Annotated in this window: 18 protein-coding genes; 9 read left to right on the top strand and 9 right to left on the bottom strand. The window is 58.9% G+C overall.

What is annotated here, in order from left to right; all coding sequences use genetic code 11:
* Positions 1-53: 53 nt before the first annotated feature.
* The gene (trxA, locus tag ACP7AP_RS03740) at positions 54-380 is read left to right on the top strand and encodes a thioredoxin (RefSeq protein WP_299505459.1); all 327 of its coding nucleotides are present in this window, start codon (positions 54-56) and stop codon (positions 378-380) included.
* Between the two features lie 45 nt (positions 381-425).
* Here the strand turns inward: trxA and ACP7AP_RS03735 are convergent, their stop codons facing one another.
* Positions 426-1,274: a hypothetical protein gene (locus tag ACP7AP_RS03735; protein WP_426032366.1), complete on the bottom strand. Its 849-nt coding sequence runs from the start codon at positions 1,272-1,274 to the stop codon at positions 426-428.
* A gap of 106 nt (positions 1,275-1,380) precedes the next feature.
* Between ACP7AP_RS03735 and hslV the strand changes: the two genes are divergently transcribed.
* The 3 genes from hslV to ACP7AP_RS03720 all read left to right on the top strand — a co-directional run bounded on the left by hslV (position 1,381) and on the right by ACP7AP_RS03720 (position 4,608).
* The gene (gene hslV, locus ACP7AP_RS03730; RefSeq protein ID WP_426032364.1) at positions 1,381-1,938 is read left to right on the top strand and encodes an ATP-dependent protease subunit HslV; all 558 of its coding nucleotides are present in this window, start codon (positions 1,381-1,383) and stop codon (positions 1,936-1,938) included.
* A complete protein-coding gene (hslU, locus tag ACP7AP_RS03725; RefSeq protein ID WP_426032362.1) occupies positions 1,935-3,230 on the top strand; it encodes an ATP-dependent protease ATPase subunit HslU in 1,296 nt (431 codons plus the stop codon). The genes hslV and hslU overlap by 4 nt, the downstream gene beginning before the upstream one ends.
* A gap of 271 nt (positions 3,231-3,501) precedes the next feature.
* On the top strand, positions 3,502-4,608 hold the full coding sequence (locus ACP7AP_RS03720; RefSeq protein WP_426032360.1) for an alpha/beta hydrolase: 1,107 nt from the start codon (positions 3,502-3,504) through the stop codon (positions 4,606-4,608).
* A gap of 80 nt (positions 4,609-4,688) precedes the next feature.
* On the opposite strand, the gene ACP7AP_RS03715 is transcribed toward ACP7AP_RS03720, so the two are convergent.
* The 3 genes from ACP7AP_RS03715 to ACP7AP_RS03705 all read right to left on the bottom strand — a co-directional run bounded on the left by ACP7AP_RS03715 (position 4,689) and on the right by ACP7AP_RS03705 (position 7,079).
* Positions 4,689-5,276 carry a Smr/MutS family protein gene (locus ACP7AP_RS03715; protein WP_426032358.1) on the bottom strand — a complete coding sequence of 196 codons (588 nt, stop codon included), beginning with the start codon at positions 5,274-5,276 and terminating at the stop codon, positions 4,689-4,691.
* 3 nt (positions 5,277-5,279) lie between these two features.
* Complete coding sequence (gene mltA / locus ACP7AP_RS03710; RefSeq protein WP_426032356.1) at positions 5,280-6,302, bottom strand: murein transglycosylase A; 1,023 nt, start codon at positions 6,300-6,302, stop codon at positions 5,280-5,282.
* 117 nt (positions 6,303-6,419) lie between these two features.
* Positions 6,420-7,079, bottom strand: a complete 660-nt coding sequence (locus ACP7AP_RS03705; protein WP_426032354.1) for a Tim44/TimA family putative adaptor protein — start codon at positions 7,077-7,079, stop codon at positions 6,420-6,422.
* Between the two features lie 114 nt (positions 7,080-7,193).
* Here ACP7AP_RS03705 and ACP7AP_RS03700 point away from each other — a divergent pair, with 114 nt between their 5' ends.
* Positions 7,194-7,655 carry an FxsA family protein gene (locus ACP7AP_RS03700; RefSeq protein WP_426032352.1) on the top strand — a complete coding sequence of 154 codons (462 nt, stop codon included), beginning with the start codon at positions 7,194-7,196 and terminating at the stop codon, positions 7,653-7,655.
* A 54-nt stretch (positions 7,656-7,709) separates the two neighbouring features.
* Positions 7,710-8,186: a protein-export chaperone SecB gene (gene secB, locus ACP7AP_RS03695; RefSeq protein WP_426032350.1), complete on the top strand. Its 477-nt coding sequence runs from the start codon at positions 7,710-7,712 to the stop codon at positions 8,184-8,186.
* A gap of 54 nt (positions 8,187-8,240) precedes the next feature.
* Here the strand turns inward: secB and ACP7AP_RS03690 are convergent, their stop codons facing one another.
* The 5 genes from ACP7AP_RS03690 to ACP7AP_RS03670 all read right to left on the bottom strand — a co-directional run bounded on the left by ACP7AP_RS03690 (position 8,241) and on the right by ACP7AP_RS03670 (position 12,022).
* Entirely contained in the window at positions 8,241-9,254 is a 1,014-nt protein-coding gene (locus tag ACP7AP_RS03690; protein WP_426032348.1) for an NAD-dependent epimerase/dehydratase family protein, read from the bottom strand.
* A gap of 63 nt (positions 9,255-9,317) precedes the next feature.
* A complete protein-coding gene (gene dnaQ / locus ACP7AP_RS03685) occupies positions 9,318-10,013 on the bottom strand; it encodes a DNA polymerase III subunit epsilon (protein ID WP_426032346.1) in 696 nt (231 codons plus the stop codon).
* Positions 10,006-10,593: a dephospho-CoA kinase gene (gene coaE, locus ACP7AP_RS03680; RefSeq protein WP_426032344.1), complete on the bottom strand. Its 588-nt coding sequence runs from the start codon at positions 10,591-10,593 to the stop codon at positions 10,006-10,008. The genes dnaQ and coaE overlap by 8 nt, the downstream gene beginning before the upstream one ends.
* A complete protein-coding gene (locus tag ACP7AP_RS03675; protein WP_426032342.1) occupies positions 10,590-11,429 on the bottom strand; it encodes a shikimate dehydrogenase in 840 nt (279 codons plus the stop codon). Before ACP7AP_RS03675 ends, coaE begins: the two co-directional genes overlap by 4 nt.
* Positions 11,426-12,022, bottom strand: a complete 597-nt coding sequence (locus ACP7AP_RS03670; protein ID WP_426032340.1) for a Maf family protein — start codon at positions 12,020-12,022, stop codon at positions 11,426-11,428. Before ACP7AP_RS03670 ends, ACP7AP_RS03675 begins: the two co-directional genes overlap by 4 nt.
* Before the next feature lie 401 nt (positions 12,023-12,423).
* Between ACP7AP_RS03670 and hemJ the strand changes: the two genes are divergently transcribed.
* The 3 genes from hemJ to mnmE all read left to right on the top strand — a co-directional run bounded on the left by hemJ (position 12,424) and on the right by mnmE (position 15,607).
* Entirely contained in the window at positions 12,424-12,873 is a 450-nt protein-coding gene (hemJ, locus tag ACP7AP_RS03665) for a protoporphyrinogen oxidase HemJ (RefSeq protein ID WP_426032338.1), read from the top strand.
* Between the two features lie 139 nt (positions 12,874-13,012).
* Positions 13,013-14,284, top strand: coding sequence for a transcription termination factor Rho (rho, locus tag ACP7AP_RS03660; protein WP_426032336.1), 1,272 nt, complete (start codon positions 13,013-13,015; stop codon positions 14,282-14,284).
* 27 nt (positions 14,285-14,311) lie between these two features.
* Complete coding sequence (mnmE, locus tag ACP7AP_RS03655; RefSeq protein WP_426032334.1) at positions 14,312-15,607, top strand: tRNA uridine-5-carboxymethylaminomethyl(34) synthesis GTPase MnmE; 1,296 nt, start codon at positions 14,312-14,314, stop codon at positions 15,605-15,607.
* Positions 15,608-15,610: the final 3 nt, after the last annotated feature.

The raw sequence follows: 15,610 nt of genomic DNA, 5'->3' as shown, positions 1-15,610 counted from the left end.
CAGCCTGCCATGCCTAGGTTCAATGCCTAACATTTCCCCTAGGAGATCCCATCATGGGTGCCAATACCGTCGCCGTAACCGACGCCACTTTCGACGCCGAAGTCCGCAAATCGGACATCCCGGTTGTCGTGGATTTCTGGGCCGAATGGTGCGGCCCTTGCCGTCAAATCGGCCCAGCCTTGGAAGAACTCGCCGCTGAATACGCCGGCAAGGTCAAGATCGTGAAGATCAATGTCGATGAGAATCCCGACAGCCCCGCCGCCCTCGGTGTGCGCGGTATTCCGGCGCTGTTCCTGTTCAAAAATGGCGAAGTCGTCTCGAATAAAACGGGTGCGGCTCCGAAAGCTGCACTTGCCAACTGGATCGCAACTGCGCTCTGACACTTGCCAAAATCCGATCAAAGGCTCCCCTCGGGGAGCCTTTTTTCACAGCGGCCAGCCGTGCGTCCGCAAGCGATCCGCAATCTGTGCCTGATGCCCATCACCTGACGATGCCAGCGCCTGCCGCTTGAAAAACCAATGCAGATAGGACGCATAGGGCTGTGGCCGATGCACTGCCTCAAACGCTTCTGCCACCCCCAACTGCCCGACCGACGCCGCGATATGGTGAAAATCAATCCGCGCAAACAGCACCGCAGGTTTGTCAGCAAAAAACCCCGTCAGCGCCATTGAGGAATTCTGCGTCACCACATAATCACAGCCCGCAAGCACCGGCAGCGAACCCTTCACCAGTTCAAACCGCTCAATCCCGCGCAGCGCCTCCAGCTCGGCGTCAGAATAAATCTCACGCGGATGCAATGTCGCCACGATCCGCCGCGCAGGGTCCGCCGCCAAAGTCGCATGGATCATCTCTATCGGGGACGCGGTCTGAAAATGCCGCTGCTGCAACAATTTTCCCTGCAACGGCATGAAAATATAGCCGCCCTGCGCGATGGCCAGCCCGCCAAACAACCGCTCCCGCCAATAGCGTTGAAACCACGCCTGCCCCGGCGCAGCGAAAAATGGCAGCCCCGCCACCTCCCAATCCCAGCGATCATTCGTCGCTTCAATCCGAAAAAATTTATCCAGATAACAACGCCTTAGGCTGAAGCAAAACCGCCCATCCACCGCGCGATTGTAGACAAGGTGATAGCCCTCACCCGCCACCATATCCTGTTGCCCGCAGTAGCGCACAGCCCAACCCGCCGCACGCATCACGCCCACCACAGCGCCAAAAATCCCGAGCCCCGCCTCGGCGCGGGCGCGTTTGTCATCATCGAGATAAAAGTTCAACACGCGCTGCATCCCGCCAAGCTTAGGCGTTTTCCTCCGCACCTGCCAGCCAGCCGCTTGCACCCAACGCGATGCCCTTCCATACAATGATCAGCAAATGGAGACGCAGATGGCCGAAGACAAATTCCCCGGTTGGCATGGCACCACCATTCTCGCTGTGCGCCGCGGCGGTGAGGTTGTGGTGGCGGGCGATGGCCAGGTCTCGCTCGGCAATACCGTGATCAAAGGCACTGCCCGTAAGGTCCGCCGCCTGTCGCCGGGTGGTCATGATGTGGTCGCAGGCTTTGCCGGATCGACCGCCGACGCGTTCACCCTGCTGGAACGGCTGGAGAAAAAGCTGGAGGCCGCCCCCGGTCAACTCGCCCGCGCTTGCGTTGATCTGGCGAAAGATTGGCGCATGGACAAGTACCTGCGCAATTTGGAAGCCATGCTGATCGTCACCGATGGCCGCGATCTTTACGTGATCACGGGTGCCGGAGACGTACTGGAACCTGAACACGACATCGCCGCCATAGGTTCTGGCGGCAATTTCGCCCTCGCCGCCGCGCGCGGCCTGATGACCACCGATTTGCCCGCCGAAGACATCGCCCGCCGCGCCATGGCGATTGCAGCCGAGATTTGCGTGTTCACCAACGGCAATCTAACCGTGGAACGGATTTCCAAATGACCAACCTCACGCCCCGCGAGATCGTCTCGGAGCTCGACCGCCACATCATCGGCCAGCGCGACGCCAAACGCGCCGTCGCCGTGGCTTTGCGCAACCGCTGGCGTTGCCGCAATCTGCCGGATGACATTCGTGATGAGGTCTATCCAAAAAATATCCTGATGATCGGGCCGACCGGGGTGGGCAAAACCGAGATTGCACGACGGCTGGCAAAACTGGCGAAAGCGCCGTTTCTGAAGGTCGAGGCCACTAAATTCACCGAGGTTGGCTATGTCGGGCGCGATGTCGAAAGCATCATTCGCGATCTGGTGGACGCCGCGATGATCGACACCCGCGCCCGGATGCGCGAGGACGTCGCCGCGAAGGCCAAGCAGGCGGCAGAGGAGCGGGTTGTTGAGGCTTTGGCGGGCAAAGAGGCGCGTGAGCAGACCCGCGAGATTTTTCGCGGCAAGCTGCGGCGCGGCGAATTGGATGCGACGGTGATCGAATTGGAAATCGCCGATGCCGCCCCTGCGATGCCGATGATGGGCGGGCAGGGCATGGAAATGCAGATGCAGGGCTTGCAGGATTTGTTCAAGGCGTTCGGCACGCGGACCACGCGGAAGAAGGTTACGGTGGCCGAAAGCTATGATCTGCTGATCGGGCAAGAGGCCGATAAGCTGCTGGATGATGAGGCTGTGAAGGCGGCAGCGCTGGCGGCGGTGCAGGAAAACGGCATCGTGTTTCTGGATGAGATCGACAAAATCTGCGCGCGAGCGGATGCGCGGGGGGCGGATGTGTCGCGCGAAGGCGTGCAGCGGGATTTACTGCCGCTGATTGAAGGCACCACGGTTTCCACCAAATATGGCCCGGTGAAGACCGATCATATCCTGTTCATCGCATCTGGAGCGTTTCATGTCGCCAAGCCTTCGGATTTGCTGCCGGAACTTCAGGGGCGGTTGCCGATCCGGGTGGAACTGGCGCCGCTGACCGAAGATGATTTCGTGCGCATCCTGACCGAGACAGATAATGCGCTGACCCGGCAATATGCGGCGCTGATGGGGACGGAAGATGTCGCGGTTTCTTTCACCACCGATGGGATCGCGGCGCTGGCGCGAATTGCGGCAGAGGTCAACAAATCCATCGAAAACATCGGCGCGCGCAGGCTTTATACGGTGATGGAGCGGGTGTTTGAGGAGTTATCCTTCACCGCCCCGGATCGCGCGGGTGAGGAGGTCGTCGTGGACGCAGCTTTCGTCGAGAAAAATCTGGGCGCGCTGGCGCGGTCGGCGGATATCTCGCGCTATGTTTTGTAAGCGCCACGCGTGGACAGGCGCGCGGGTTATATGATTTCAAAGGGTTAGGGATATGTCCTTAAGACTTTTTTCATACTTGCCCCGGCTTCCTCTTGGCCTAAATACTCAAAAGCCGATCTGTTAATAAACCCTGAATGCAAAAGCCTAATCCATTGAAAAACATACGCTTTATGCCTGCGCTACGCGTGGACAGCGGCATTTGCGCAGCTGCAACATAACGTCACTTGACCCAGCCCCTGAAACTGCAGAGTTTGACGAAAAAAGGCCGCCCATGACCCGATTTCTGCTGATGCTTTCCCTGAGCTTGCTGCTGGCCTGCGCCCCACGCGGCCATGTCACGCTTGACCCGCAAGCGGCCTCAGTGGGGCAGGTCGAGAAAATCTTCATCGGCACCACCCGCAAACAGGATCAGGACGGCTCTTTCGGCACCTATCGCTCTGAACAGATCAACTTCGCCCGCTATGACGTTTCGGTGCCGCCAGATCGCAAGTTAGGCGAGATCAACTGGCCACCCCGGCATGGCAAAGCCAATCCTCTGAAGCATTTTCTGACCACCGATCAGATCGTTTATCCAAACGACCTGCCGTTCCGCAAAGACCTGAAAGCGCAGCTGGCGGCGAATGGCGGCGAGGCGGTGATTTTCGTGCATGGCTACAACAACAATTTCTCGGAAGGCGTTTATCGGGTGGCGCAGTTTGCGCATGATCTGAAGCTGCCGGGGGCCGTGGTGCATTATGCTTGGCCCTCGGCTGCAGAACCGCTCGGCTATGCCTATGACCGCGATTCGGCGCTGTTTGCGCGGGATGGGTTGGAAAGCCTGATTCATGAGGTGGCGGCGGCTGGGGCGAAGCGGATTTTGATCGTGGCGCATTCGATGGGGGCCGGGTTGACGATGGAGGCGCTGCGGCAGGCGGCAATCCGGGGGGATAAGAGGACGTTGGGGTTGATTGGCGGGGTGATCTTTATCTCGCCGGATATCGACGTGGACGTGTTCAAAAGAAGCGCACATTCGATGGGCGCGCTGCCGCAGCCGTTTGTGATCTTTGGCTCGGACCGCGATAAATATCTGCGTTTGTCGGCGCTGCTGACTGGGCAGGATGAGCGGTTGGGGTCGCTGACCGATGTATCGCGGGTGGCGGATTTGAAGGTGACGTTCATGGATGTGGGGGCGTTCTCGAAGGGGTCCGGGCATTTTGTGGTTGGGGATTCGTCGGCTTTGATTGCGCTGCTGGATCGGTTGGGTGATGTTTCCAACGCGTTTGAGGCGGACCGGAGGGCGCGGATTGGTTTGCTGCCGGGGGTGGTTTTGACGGTACAGAATGCGACCCAGATTGTGTTGCGGCCAGTGGCGACGGTGGCTTCGGATTTCACGCGATAAGGACGGTCCCGAGTTGGGACCTTATCCAAGATACGCAAAATCAAGGTGTTATGACCTCAATTTAAGGAAGTTTTAACCTATCAGCGTCTGCGCAGGTAAATGTAATATGCGCCAGAGCCGCCGTGTTTCAGGTGGGCTTCAGATATTTGCAGCACGGCAGGACCAAGCGGTGGCAGGCGCAGCCAGTGCGGAACTTGGTGGCGCAAAGCGCCGATGCGTTGCGGGATTGGGCCTATGTCATGGCCGCGCTTGCCTTTTCCGGTGATCACCAGAACCAGACGCATTCCAGCGCTTTGGGCGTTGAGGATGAAGCGGATCAGTTCGGGGTGCGCTTCGGACAGGGTTAGGCCGTGCAGGTCGATGCGGGCCTCGGGCGAGAGTTTGCCACGGGTCATTTTGCCGTGGGTTTTGGCATCCATTTGCAAAGGCGCAGCGGAGAGGGATTCCGACAGGATGGGCAGGATGTCGTGGCCGGGTTTGCTGCGGGATTTTTCGCCCAAGCGGAACAGCGGCAGGCGCGGCGTTGCCGGGGCTGCGGTTTGGGTCGGTAGTGGTTTCGGCTCGGCAGGTTTCAGAAAGACATGGCCCATCGGGTGCATCGGCTTGGCGGTGCGGGCGACGGCTTGCCAGATTTCTTGTTCGTCCGGGTGCAGGGTGCGGCGGCGCATCGGCTAGCCTTCCGGCAGCATGGCATAGGCACGGTCAATGGGCAGCAGCAGGATCATGCGGCCGCCGTCTTTGATTGTGCCAGCGGCATCGCCCGCGCTGTCGCCGGTGCCGAAGAAGATGTCGGCGCGTTGCGGGCCTTTGATCGCCCCCCCGGTGTCTTGGGCGACCATCAGGCTGTGGATCGGGTTGTCGCCGGATTTCTCAATCCAGACCGGGACGCCGAGCGGGGTGAAGGCGGGGTCGATGGCGACGGAGCGCATCGGGGTGATAGAGCGGCCCATGGCGCCGATCGGACCTTTGTCGGACGGCAGGTCGGCGATTTTGCGGAAGAAGATGTAGGAGGGGTTTACGCTGAGCAGGGCGTTGCCTGCGGTGGGGTTGGAGCGGACGTAGAGTTTGATGTCTTGAGCGGAGACTTGATCCGGGGTGCGCATGCCGCGCGCGATCATTTCCTTGCCGACCGAGCGGTAGGCATGGCCGTTGCGGCCTGCATAGCCGACGCGGATGACGTGGCCGTTGGTCATTTTAATCCGACCAGAGCCTTGGATTTGCAGGAAAAAAACCTCTACCGGATCTTCGAGCCATGCGATCTCTAACCCTCGGCCCCGGAGTGCTCCGCCTTCGATGGTGGCGCGGTCGTAGTAGACCTGGCCGTCTTGGAGTTCTGGCGGGCGGGCATAGATCGGGTAGGCGAAACGCGGGGTGCGGCTGTAGGAGCCGTTGAGTTCGGGCTCGTAATAGCCGGTGAACAGGGCGGGGGGATTGCCGATCAGCACGGGCTTGAACAGGAGTTCAAAGAAGGCTTTGGCGGCGGCGTCAGAAGTATCGGCATCGGCGGCAAGGTCGCAGATTGACTGCCAGTCGGGTGCGTCGAGTTTATCGCAAGTCTCTTGGAAAGCAGTAAGGGCGGCCAGGTGATTGTCTTCGCTCCAGCCCTCCAGCGCCTCGAAATCCAGCATTTGCGCCGAGGCGGGCGTGACTGTCATCGTGAGGGCCAGAAGGCAGGAGGCGAAAACAGCATGCATCCGCCAAGAGCGCGTTGCGTCAATTTGACCTTGCTTGCGCAGCCGAACGCGTTTGCAGAGCAATCGCTGCCTTGGCCGCGCAGGCAAGGGTTTGATGGAAAGGGGACGCAACGCGCTTCAATCGCTGGTGCCGACGAGTTGCCAGTTTGGATCTTGCACGCCCATGCGGCGGGCGAAGGTCCAGCCGTCGCGTTGGCGTTTGACCTCGGTGGCGGAGCCTTCGATGATTTCGCCGGCTTTATTGCGCACCAGTGAGGTCAATTCGCCAGTGTAGCGCAGGGTGATTTCGGCGGTGCGCGTGGTGGGATCGTATTCGGCATCCGAAAGCGTCATTTCGCGCAGGCCGAGGAAGTTGGCCTCAACCGTCTGGCCGTCGCGTTCGCGGGCATTGATGGCTTGGGTGAAGGACGCTTCAACTTCGTCGGCAAGGAAAGGGCGGATTGGGTCGATATCGCCGCGTTCAAACGCCATCAGGATCATCTCATAAGCGCCGCGCGCGCCGTGCAGGAATTCACCGACGGAAAAGCCGGGTTCCGCCACTTTCATCGCGCTTAGGGCAAGTGCTGCGGGACTGCCTGCGGGAGCGTGATCGGTGATGTCGAGATCGGTGCCATCATCGGAGACGGGCTGCACCAGTTTGGGCTGCGGGCGCGCTGTGTCAGCGGGCAGCGCAGGCTTTTCAAAGCCTTCGCGCGAACCGAGCACGGAACGCAGTTTCAGGATCAGGAACACGGCGATTCCGGCCAGAACGAGCAGTTGAATCAAGGAGGAATTCATAAGCGCCTCAAAACGGGCCCGGGGGGTTGGTGATCCGGGCGTTGAACCCTTATGTAGGGTCTGGGGGCGGCCAAGTCTATGGTTTGGCCGCCAGATTGCACGGAGGGTGCTGAGATGTGGGTTTTTGCGCTGATTTTGGCATGGCCAATGCTGGAAATCGGGCTGTTTGTGGTTGTTGGCGGCTGGTTGGGGCTGTGGGCAACGCTGGCTTGGGTGGTTTTGAGCGGGATGTTGGGGGTCGGGTTGATCCGCTGGCAGGGTATGGGGGCGTTGCGCGAGGTGCGCGGCGGCGGCGGTATCGCTGCGTTGCAGCCGATGGCGCATAGCGCGTTGATCATGCTGAGCGGGATTTTGCTGATCCTGCCGGGATTTTTCACCGATTTTATCGGATTGGTGTTGTTGCTGCCGTTTGTGCGGACGGGGTTGATTGCCATGCTGGCGTCGCGTGTGCAGGCGCATGGCTTTGCGCGGCGACGCGGCGAGGCCGACTGGGTGGATGCGGAATATGAGGAAGTGGTGCCCGCGCGTGACAAGATTGGTGGGGTGACGCGGCCTTCGAAGTGGCGAGAGGATTGAGGCCTTTGAGATGACCTGCTAGGGGTATGCAGGAATTTTCAGGGAGTGGGGCTTATGGCCGAGGAAAATAGCGGCGCGCCGCAGATCAAAATGTCAGTTCTGGCGCAATTTGTGCGGGACATGTCGTTTGAAAACATGGTGGCGCAGAAGGGCCTGACGGCTTCGGAAGTGCAGCCTGACATTCAGGTGCAGGTGAGTTTGGACGCGCGCAAGCGGTCGCAGGACCATCAGTTTGATATCGTGACGAAGTTCAAGGTGACCTCGAAGAACAAGGTGAACGGCGATACGTTGTTCTTGCTGGAGGTCGATTACGGCGGGATTTTCCATGTGGAAGGCGTGCCGGAGGAGCAGTTGCATCCGTTTTTGATGATCGAGTGTCCACGGCTGCTGTTCCCGTTCGTGCGGCGGATTATCTCGGATGTGACGCGTGATGGCGGCTTCCCGCCGCTGAACATTGATACGGTGGATTTTCTGGCTTTGTATCGGCAGGAAATTGCGCGGCGGGCGCAGCCTGCTCCGGTGGCGAACTGAGTTTAGCGCTGTTGAATTTGAAGGGCCGACCTTGCGGGGTCGGCCTTTCGCATTTCAAATCTGGTAATAGTCGCGATACCAACGCACGAAATTTGCCATGCCGTCACGGACATTTGTTTGCGGTTGGTAGTTGGTGAGGGTTTTCAACAGGTTGGCGTCGGCCCAAGTGGCTGTGACATCGCCGGTTTGCATCGGCAGGTAGTTGCGGATTGCTTTGCAGCCGGTGGCGTCTTCGATGGCTTTGATGAAATCCAACAGTTTGACTTTGTCGGAATTGCCGATGTTGACGACACGGTAGGGGGCGACGGGAGAGAGGCTGTCGCCTGCAGGAATGTCTTCAGGGGTGGCGGGGCGTTGTGGGATGGCGTCGATCAGCAGGCGGATGCCGCGCACAAGATCGTCGACATAGGTGAAGTCGCGCCACATCTCGCCATTGTTGTAGATCTCGATCGGGGTGCCTTCCAGGATGCCTTTGGTGAATTTATAGGGTGCCATGTCGGGGCGGCCCCAAGGGCCATAGACGGTGAAGAAGCGGAACATGGTGACGGGCAGGCCGTAGATATGGGCGTAGGAATGTGCCATCGCCTCATTCGCCTTTTTAGTGGCGGCGTAGAAGGTGAGTTGGGTTTCGGTTTTGTGGGTTTCAAGGAAGGGCATTTCGGTGTTGGCACCATAGACCGAGGAGGTGGAGGCCATCAGCAGGTGATCCACCTTGAGTTCGCGGGCGAGGTCGAGCACGTTGAAGCCGCCAACGAGGTTGGCGTTGAGATAAGCGCGTGGGTTTTCAAGGCTGTAGCGGACGCCTGCTTGGGCTGCGAGATGGATGATGACCTGCGGACCCGCAGCGCGCAGCGCGGATTCGAGGGCAGTTTGGTCTTCGAGCAGGGCTTCGGTGTTGGTGAAGTTGGGGTTTTGCAGCAGCATGGCGAGGCGGCGCTGTTTCAGCGTCACATCGTAGTAATCTGTCATGCCATCGTAGCCTGCGACGCGAAAGCCCTCGGCCAAGAGGAGTTTGCAAAGATGATAGCCGATGAAGCCTGCGGAGCCAGTGACGAAGATGGTTTTCATGGGGGCCTTTTTGAGATTGGGTGGTGTCAGTTCGATTGCGCTAATTTGGGGTTTTAAGCGATGTTAGAGCCGCTTTTTCCAGATGGCCACCGCGCCCATCTTCTCGACGAAGGCGGTATGCGCGGCAGATTCTGACTCGGTCAGTCGCGGCGGTAGCGGGTTTGGGCGCGGGCGCGGACGCCAATCCGAGAGGGTTTTCGCAGGGCCAGTGGCGGTTTGCGCCACAGGATTGAGCCCGAAATCCGGTTGCCTGCCACCGACAAGTTCGAGATAGACCTCGGCCAGGATTTCGGAATCGAGCAGAGCGCCGTGCTTTTCGCGGGCGGAATTGTCGACGCCAAAGCGGCGGCACAGAGCATCAAGGGTGGCGGGAGAGCCGGGAAATTTGCGACGGGCCATCATAAGGGTGTCGGTGGCACGGGTCATCGGCAGGATCGGCAGTTTGACGGCTGTTAATTCGGCGTTGAGGAATTTCATATCAAAACTGGCGTTGTGGATGATCAGTTGAGCGTCGCCGATGAAATCGAGAAAGGCTTGCGCGATGATTTTGAACACGGGTTTATTGCGCAAAAAGTCGTCGCCGAGGCCGTGGACGTCGAAGGCGGCTTTCGGCATCAGGCGTTCGGGGTTGATATATTGGTGGTAGGTTTTGCCGGTGGGCAGGTGGTTGAACAGCTCTACCGCACCGATTTCGACGATTCTGTCGCCTTCGGAGGGTTCAAAGCCGGTGGTTTCGGTGTCGAGGACGATCTCACGCATGGCGGGCTCGGATATGGGCAATCAGGGATTTGACATAGGCTTCGGTGGCGGAAAGGTCCAGTGTTTCAACGATATGGGTGGCTAAGCTGCGTTTTTGAGCGTCGGGCATTTGGCGGCTGAGCAGGGTTTGGAAGTGCTGCTCGGTCATGCCGGGGCGTTGCAAAACGCGTTGGCGTTGCAGATCAGGCGGAGCGGTGACGAGGAGGGTGGCGTGGAATTCGTGTTGGCTGGATGTCTCGAACAGCAGCGGGATGTCGAGGACGGCAATGTCGGCGGTGGTTTGGGCGAGGAAGCCGGCGCGGTCGGCGGCGACGAGCGGGTGGGTGATGGCTTCGAGTTTGGCCAACAGGCTGGGATCGGCTACAATCGCGCGTTTTAATGTTTCACGTGAAACATTCCCGCTCTTCGCAGCCTCGGGGCAGATCTCGCCGATTAGGCTGACGGCTGAGCCGCCGTGTTGGTAGAGGCGGTGGACCGCAATGTCGGCGTCCCAGACCGGCAGACCCGCAGCGGCGAACATCGCGGCGGTGGTGGATTTTCCCATCCCGATGGAACCGGTGAGGCCGAGGCGGAAGGTCATGCCGAGAGCACGGCTTGGCGGGTGGCTTCGTCTACATCTGGCCGTTGGTCGAACCAGCGTTCAAAGCCGGGGGCGGCCTGGTGAAGCAACATGCCGAGGCCGTCGACGACGGTGCAGCCCTTGGCTTGTGCCTCAAGAAGAAAGCTTGTTTTCAACGGGTTGTAGACAAGATCGGTGACAAGTGCGTCCCGTTCAAGTCCATCCAGCGGCACCCGGAAATCGGACTTACCCGACATGCCGAGCGAGGTCGTATTGATGACGGTTGCGGCACCCTCCAGCATATTTGGCGCCTGCACCCAATCGTAGATCTGCAGCTTTGCGCCAAAATCCCCCCGCAAAGCTTGGGCCCGAGGCTGGGTGCGGTTGGCAATGCGAATCTCTGGCACCCCGACCTCGATCAAGGCAGCGACTACAGCACGGGCAGCACCACCGGCGCCAAACACGGCGGCGGGGCCAGCGGTGGGATTCCAGTGTGGCGCGTTTTGCCGCAGGTTAGCGATGAAGCCCGCGCCGTCGGTGTTGTCGGCATGGATATGGCCATCTTTGCGGAAAATCAACGTGTTGGCGGCACCGATCAGCGCGGCGCGATCGGTGACAACATCGGCAATTTTCAGAATCTCTTCCTTGTGGGGGATGGTCACATTGAGGCCGACAAAGCCAAGTTTCGGTAGGATTTCAAGTATTTGCCGCAGATCCTGTGGTGCCACATCCATCGGGATATAATGGCCTTTGATGCCATAACGCTTTAGCCAGAAGCCGTGCAGCGCCGGCGAGCGGCTGTGCGCAATCGGGTGGCCGATGACGCCGGCAAGTGGGATGCGGGGTGGGTCGGTCATGTTGGGATGAAGCCTCTGGTGCCTAAATAGCCGATTAAGGGAAGGAGCGGCAGGCCGAGAATGCTGAAGTAATCACCCTCGACGGTGGAGAACAGCCGGATGCCTTCTTCTTCGAGTTTGTAGCCACCGACGGATTCGCGCAAGGAGTGCCAGTTGCGGGTGAGGTAATCGTCAAGATAGCTGTCCGAAAGCGGACGCATCGTCAGTTTCGCCTCAGACATATGCCGCCAAATCGGCTTGCCACCGTCATAAAGCACCAAAGCCGAGATCAGTTGGTGGGTTTGGCCGCGAAATTCGCTCAGTTGAGCACGGGCCTCGTCAGGGGTTTCGGGCTTGCCAAAAACCCGCCCCTTGAAGGCGAGGATCTGATCGCAGCCCAGCACAAGCGCGTCGGTGTTTTTCTCGGCCAGTTTGCGGGCTTTCATTTCGGCAAGCGCATCGGCAATCTCGCGGGGCGGGGCGGCATCGGCTTGAAGCGCTTGGCGGATGGCGTCTTCGTCGATGCGGGCAGGCTGCGCTCTGACCTCAAACCCCGCGTTGCGCAAAAGCTGCAAGCGGATTGGCGATGCAGAGGCTAAAAGCAGCGGGCGCATGATGGGGGCGGCCTTGTGGATAAGCTGGGTTTGTTCCGGCAAGTGGATTTGGGGGTAAGCCCGATTTAGCGCCGAAAAGGCGGGATGGGCAGGGTTTTGTCAAGCACAGAGGCGAGGCTCGGCGGGTTTTCCCACATGGGGACGGAGGAAACGCCAGGCTGTGTGCGCGTGATATATCCAGAGGCTGTGGAGCAACCGCTATCGCACGATTTTCGTGTACAATATTGATTTGAAACCTATAACTGTGAAGCGCGAAAATCGTTCTAAAGTTACGCACAGCCCGGACCCTGGGGATATAAGGCGGGAGAACCCGAGAAATTCTGTTATCCACGGCCCCTACAACATCATCTTTCTTTCTAGAATCTATTCTTTAAGAAGAAGCTAAGAGGTGAGGTGAACCTGTGAGCGACTTTCTGGCGACGTATTATCCTTGGATCAAGGCATTGCATGTGATCTCTGTCATCGCTTGGATGGCGGGGCTGTTCTACCTGCCGAGGTTGTTTGTATATCATGTCGAGCAGGTAGAACCCGGCACGGCTACCGATGTGATGTTTCAGGTGATGGAGCGACGGTTGTTGAAGGCGATCATCAATCCGGCTTCTGTGGCGACATGGCTGTTTGGTCTGGCGCTGGTCTTTACACCGGGGATCGTGGATTGGACGGAGGTTTGGCCGTGGACCAAGGCATTTTGCGTGATTGCTATGACGCTGTTTCATCACTGGCTGGGGCGGCGGAGGAAGGAATTTGTCGCTGGCAGCAACAGCGTCACCGGTCGACGGTACAGAATGATGAACGAAGTGCCGACGTTGCTAATGATGATTATCGTGATCTCGGTGATTGTGAAGTTCTGAAATCCCAATCTGAAATCCTTGACTTGGGCGCAGGCTGGTCTTAGATGATGCCCAGCGCAGCCATTCGGCTATTCCGCTTTCCATTGACATTGCTGCTGCTGGCCCAAATTTGGGGCCGCGCGCCTAGGGTGAATTCCACATGACCGTTGAGCATTTGAATCTTGCTGATCTGAAAGCCAAGACCCCGGCTGAGCTGCTGGCGATGGCAGAAGAATGGGAGATTGAGAACGCTCCAAGCATGCGCAAGGGCGAGATGATGTTCTCGATCCTGAAAGAACATGCCGAAGAAGGTTGGGAAATCGGCGGTGATGGTGTGCTGGAAGTGTTGCAGGATGGCTTTGGCTTCTTGCGCTCGCCTTCTGCAAATTATCTGCCCGGCCCGGATGATATCTATGTCTCGCCCGATATTCTGCGGCAGTTCAGCCTGCGGACGGGCGATACGATTGAAGGCACCATGGCGGCGCCGAAAGAAAACGAGAAATATTTTTGTCTGACCAAAGTCACCCGGATCAACTTTGACGATCCGGAAAAGGCGCGTCACAAGGTTCACTTCGACAACCTGACGCCGCTTTACCCGGATGAGCGGTTGAAGATGGAAGTTGAAGATCCGACGATCAAAGACCGCTCGGCGCGGATTATTGATCTGGTCTGCCCGATCGGTAAAGGCCAGCGTGCGTTGATCGTGGCGCCACCGCGGACGGGTAAGACGGTGTTGTTGCAGAATATTGCCCATTCGATCGCCACCAATCATCCGGAATGTTATCTGATCGTGTTGCTGATTGATGAGCGGCCAGAGGAAGTCACCGATATGCAACGTTCGGTGAAGGGCGAGGTGGTATCCTCGACCTTCGACGAGCCAGCGACGCGGCATGTCGCGGTGGCGGAGATGGTGATCGAGAAGGCCAAGCGGCTGGTTGAGCATAAGCGCGATGTGGTGATTTTGCTTGATTCGATTACCCGTCTGGGTCGGGCGTTCAACACCGTGGTGCCGTCCTCGGGTAAGGTTTTGACTGGCGGTGTGGATGCCAATGCGCTGCAGCGGCCAAAGCGATTCTTTGGTGCGGCGAGGAATATTGAAGAAGGCGGCTCGCTGACGATCATTGCGACCGCTTTGATTGATACCGGCAGCCGGATGGACGAGGTGATCTTTGAAGAATTCAAGGGCACCGGCAACAGCGAGATCGTGTTGGACCGCAAGGTTGCCGACAAGCGAGTGTTCCCGGCGATTGATATTCTGAAATCCGGTACGCGGAAGGAAGATCTGCTGGTCGAGAAGATCGATTTGCAGAAAACCTATGTGCTGCGGCGGATTCTGAACCCAATGGGCACGACGGATGCCATCGAATTCTTGATCTCGAAGCTGAAACAAACCAAGAGCAACGGTGAGTTTTTCGAGTCGATGAACGCATAACTTGCTCTTATAATCAAAGGCTTGGTTATGGACACGATTTTCGCCCTCGCCTCGGCGCGAGGCAAAGCGGGCGTTGCTGTCATCCGGATTTCCGGGCCCTTGGCTCATTATTCGGTGGCCGAGTTGTGTGCGTTGCCGCCGCTCCGTCAAGCCGGATTGCGGCGTCTGGTCTGGCAGGGTGAGGTGTTGGATGAGGCCTTGGTGCTGCTGTTTGCGGCGGGGGCGAGTTTTACCGGTGAAGCCAGCGCCGAGTTGCAGCTGCATGGCAGCACCGCTGTGGTGGCGCGGGTGTTGCAGGCACTGGCGGCGACAGACGGGCTGCGGATGGCCGAGGCAGGGGAGTTTACCCGGCGGGCACTGGAGAATGGGCGGCTTGATCTGACGCAGGTGGAAGGGCTTGCCGATTTGATCGATGCCGAGACCGAAGCGCAGCGCAAGCAGGCCTTGCGGGTGTTGTCGGGGGCTTTGGGGCGACGGGCGGAGGCTTGGCGGCTGGATCTGGTCCGGGCGGCGGCTTTGATCGAGGCGACGATTGATTTTGCCGACGAAGATCTGCCGCTGGATGTGAGCCCTGAGGTTCGGGCATTGATTGCTGGTCTGTTGGTCCAGTTGCGCGGTGAGTTGGATGGCGCGCGGGCTGCGGAGCGGATCAGGGACGGTTTTGAGGTGGCGATTGTTGGCGCGCCCAATGCCGGTAAGTCGACGTTGCTCAATGCGTTGGCGGGGCGGGAGGCGGCAATTACCTCGGAAGTTGCTGGCACGACGCGGGATGTGATTGAGGTTCGGATGGATATTGCGGGGCTGTCGGTGACATTGCTGGATACTGCTGGCCTGCGTGATTCGGTGGATGTGGTCGAGCGGATTGGCGTAGAGCGGGCGTTGGAGCGCGCACGTCAGGCTGATTTGCGGATTTTTCTGCAAGCCGATCCTGATGAGGTGCTGATGTTGTTGCCCGAGGTCGATGATCTTGTGGTGTTGGGCAAGGCGGATATTCGCGATGGCGCGGCGTTGCTGGTTTCAGCGACGGTTTCAGGCAAGACGGGAGCCGGGATTGATTGGCTTATAGCTGAGATTGCGACGCGGTTGTCAGGGCGAGTGGCATCAGCGGGGTTGCTGATCCGCGAGCGGCAGCGTATCGCGATGCAGGTTGCGGTGTCTGGGCTGGAATCGGCGCGGGACCGAATGGGGCGGGCGCAGAGCTTGCCGGAATTGGTGGCGGCGGATTTACGCGCGTCGATGCGGGCTTTGGAAGTCATGGTGGGAAGAATTGATGTTGAGAATCTGCTCGATGAGATATTCTCCAGCTTCTGCATCGGGAAATGAGGT

The organism is Cypionkella sp. TWP1-2-1b2 (assembly GCF_049896245.1).
In the GTDB taxonomy this organism is placed as follows: Bacteria; Pseudomonadota; Alphaproteobacteria; order Rhodobacterales; family Rhodobacteraceae; genus Cypionkella.
This window is presented reverse-complemented; position numbering and strand designations above follow the sequence as displayed.

What these genes read in the sequence shown, in the direction of transcription:
- trxA (WP_299505459.1), top strand. Translation starts at nt 54, where the DNA reads ATGGGTGCCAATACCGTCGCCGTAACCGACGCCACTTTCGACGCCGAA.
- hslV (WP_426032364.1), top strand. Translation starts at nt 1,381, where the DNA reads ATGGCCGAAGACAAATTCCCCGGTTGGCATGGCACCACCATTCTCGCT.
- hslU (WP_426032362.1), top strand. Translation starts at nt 1,935, where the DNA reads ATGACCAACCTCACGCCCCGCGAGATCGTCTCGGAGCTCGACCGCCAC.
- ACP7AP_RS03720 (WP_426032360.1), top strand. Translation starts at nt 3,502, where the DNA reads ATGACCCGATTTCTGCTGATGCTTTCCCTGAGCTTGCTGCTGGCCTGC.
- ACP7AP_RS03715 (WP_426032358.1), bottom strand. Translation starts at nt 5,276, where the DNA reads ATGCGCCGCCGCACCCTGCACCCGGACGAACAAGAAATCTGGCAAGCC.
- mltA (WP_426032356.1), bottom strand. Translation starts at nt 6,302, where the DNA reads ATGCATGCTGTTTTCGCCTCCTGCCTTCTGGCCCTCACGATGACAGTC.
- ACP7AP_RS03705 (WP_426032354.1), bottom strand. Translation starts at nt 7,079, where the DNA reads ATGAATTCCTCCTTGATTCAACTGCTCGTTCTGGCCGGAATCGCCGTG.
- ACP7AP_RS03700 (WP_426032352.1), top strand. Translation starts at nt 7,194, where the DNA reads ATGTGGGTTTTTGCGCTGATTTTGGCATGGCCAATGCTGGAAATCGGG.
- secB (WP_426032350.1), top strand. Translation starts at nt 7,710, where the DNA reads ATGGCCGAGGAAAATAGCGGCGCGCCGCAGATCAAAATGTCAGTTCTG.
- ACP7AP_RS03690 (WP_426032348.1), bottom strand. Translation starts at nt 9,254, where the DNA reads ATGAAAACCATCTTCGTCACTGGCTCCGCAGGCTTCATCGGCTATCAT.
- dnaQ (WP_426032346.1), bottom strand. Translation starts at nt 10,013, where the DNA reads ATGCGTGAGATCGTCCTCGACACCGAAACCACCGGCTTTGAACCCTCC.
- coaE (WP_426032344.1), bottom strand. Translation starts at nt 10,593, where the DNA reads ATGACCTTCCGCCTCGGCCTCACCGGTTCCATCGGGATGGGAAAATCC.
- ACP7AP_RS03675 (WP_426032342.1), bottom strand. Translation starts at nt 11,429, where the DNA reads ATGACCGACCCACCCCGCATCCCACTTGCCGGCGTCATCGGCCACCCG.
- ACP7AP_RS03670 (WP_426032340.1), bottom strand. Translation starts at nt 12,022, where the DNA reads ATGCGCCCGCTGCTTTTAGCCTCTGCATCGCCAATCCGCTTGCAGCTT.
- rho (WP_426032336.1), top strand. Translation starts at nt 13,013, where the DNA reads ATGACCGTTGAGCATTTGAATCTTGCTGATCTGAAAGCCAAGACCCCG.
- mnmE (WP_426032334.1), top strand. Translation starts at nt 14,312, where the DNA reads ATGGACACGATTTTCGCCCTCGCCTCGGCGCGAGGCAAAGCGGGCGTT.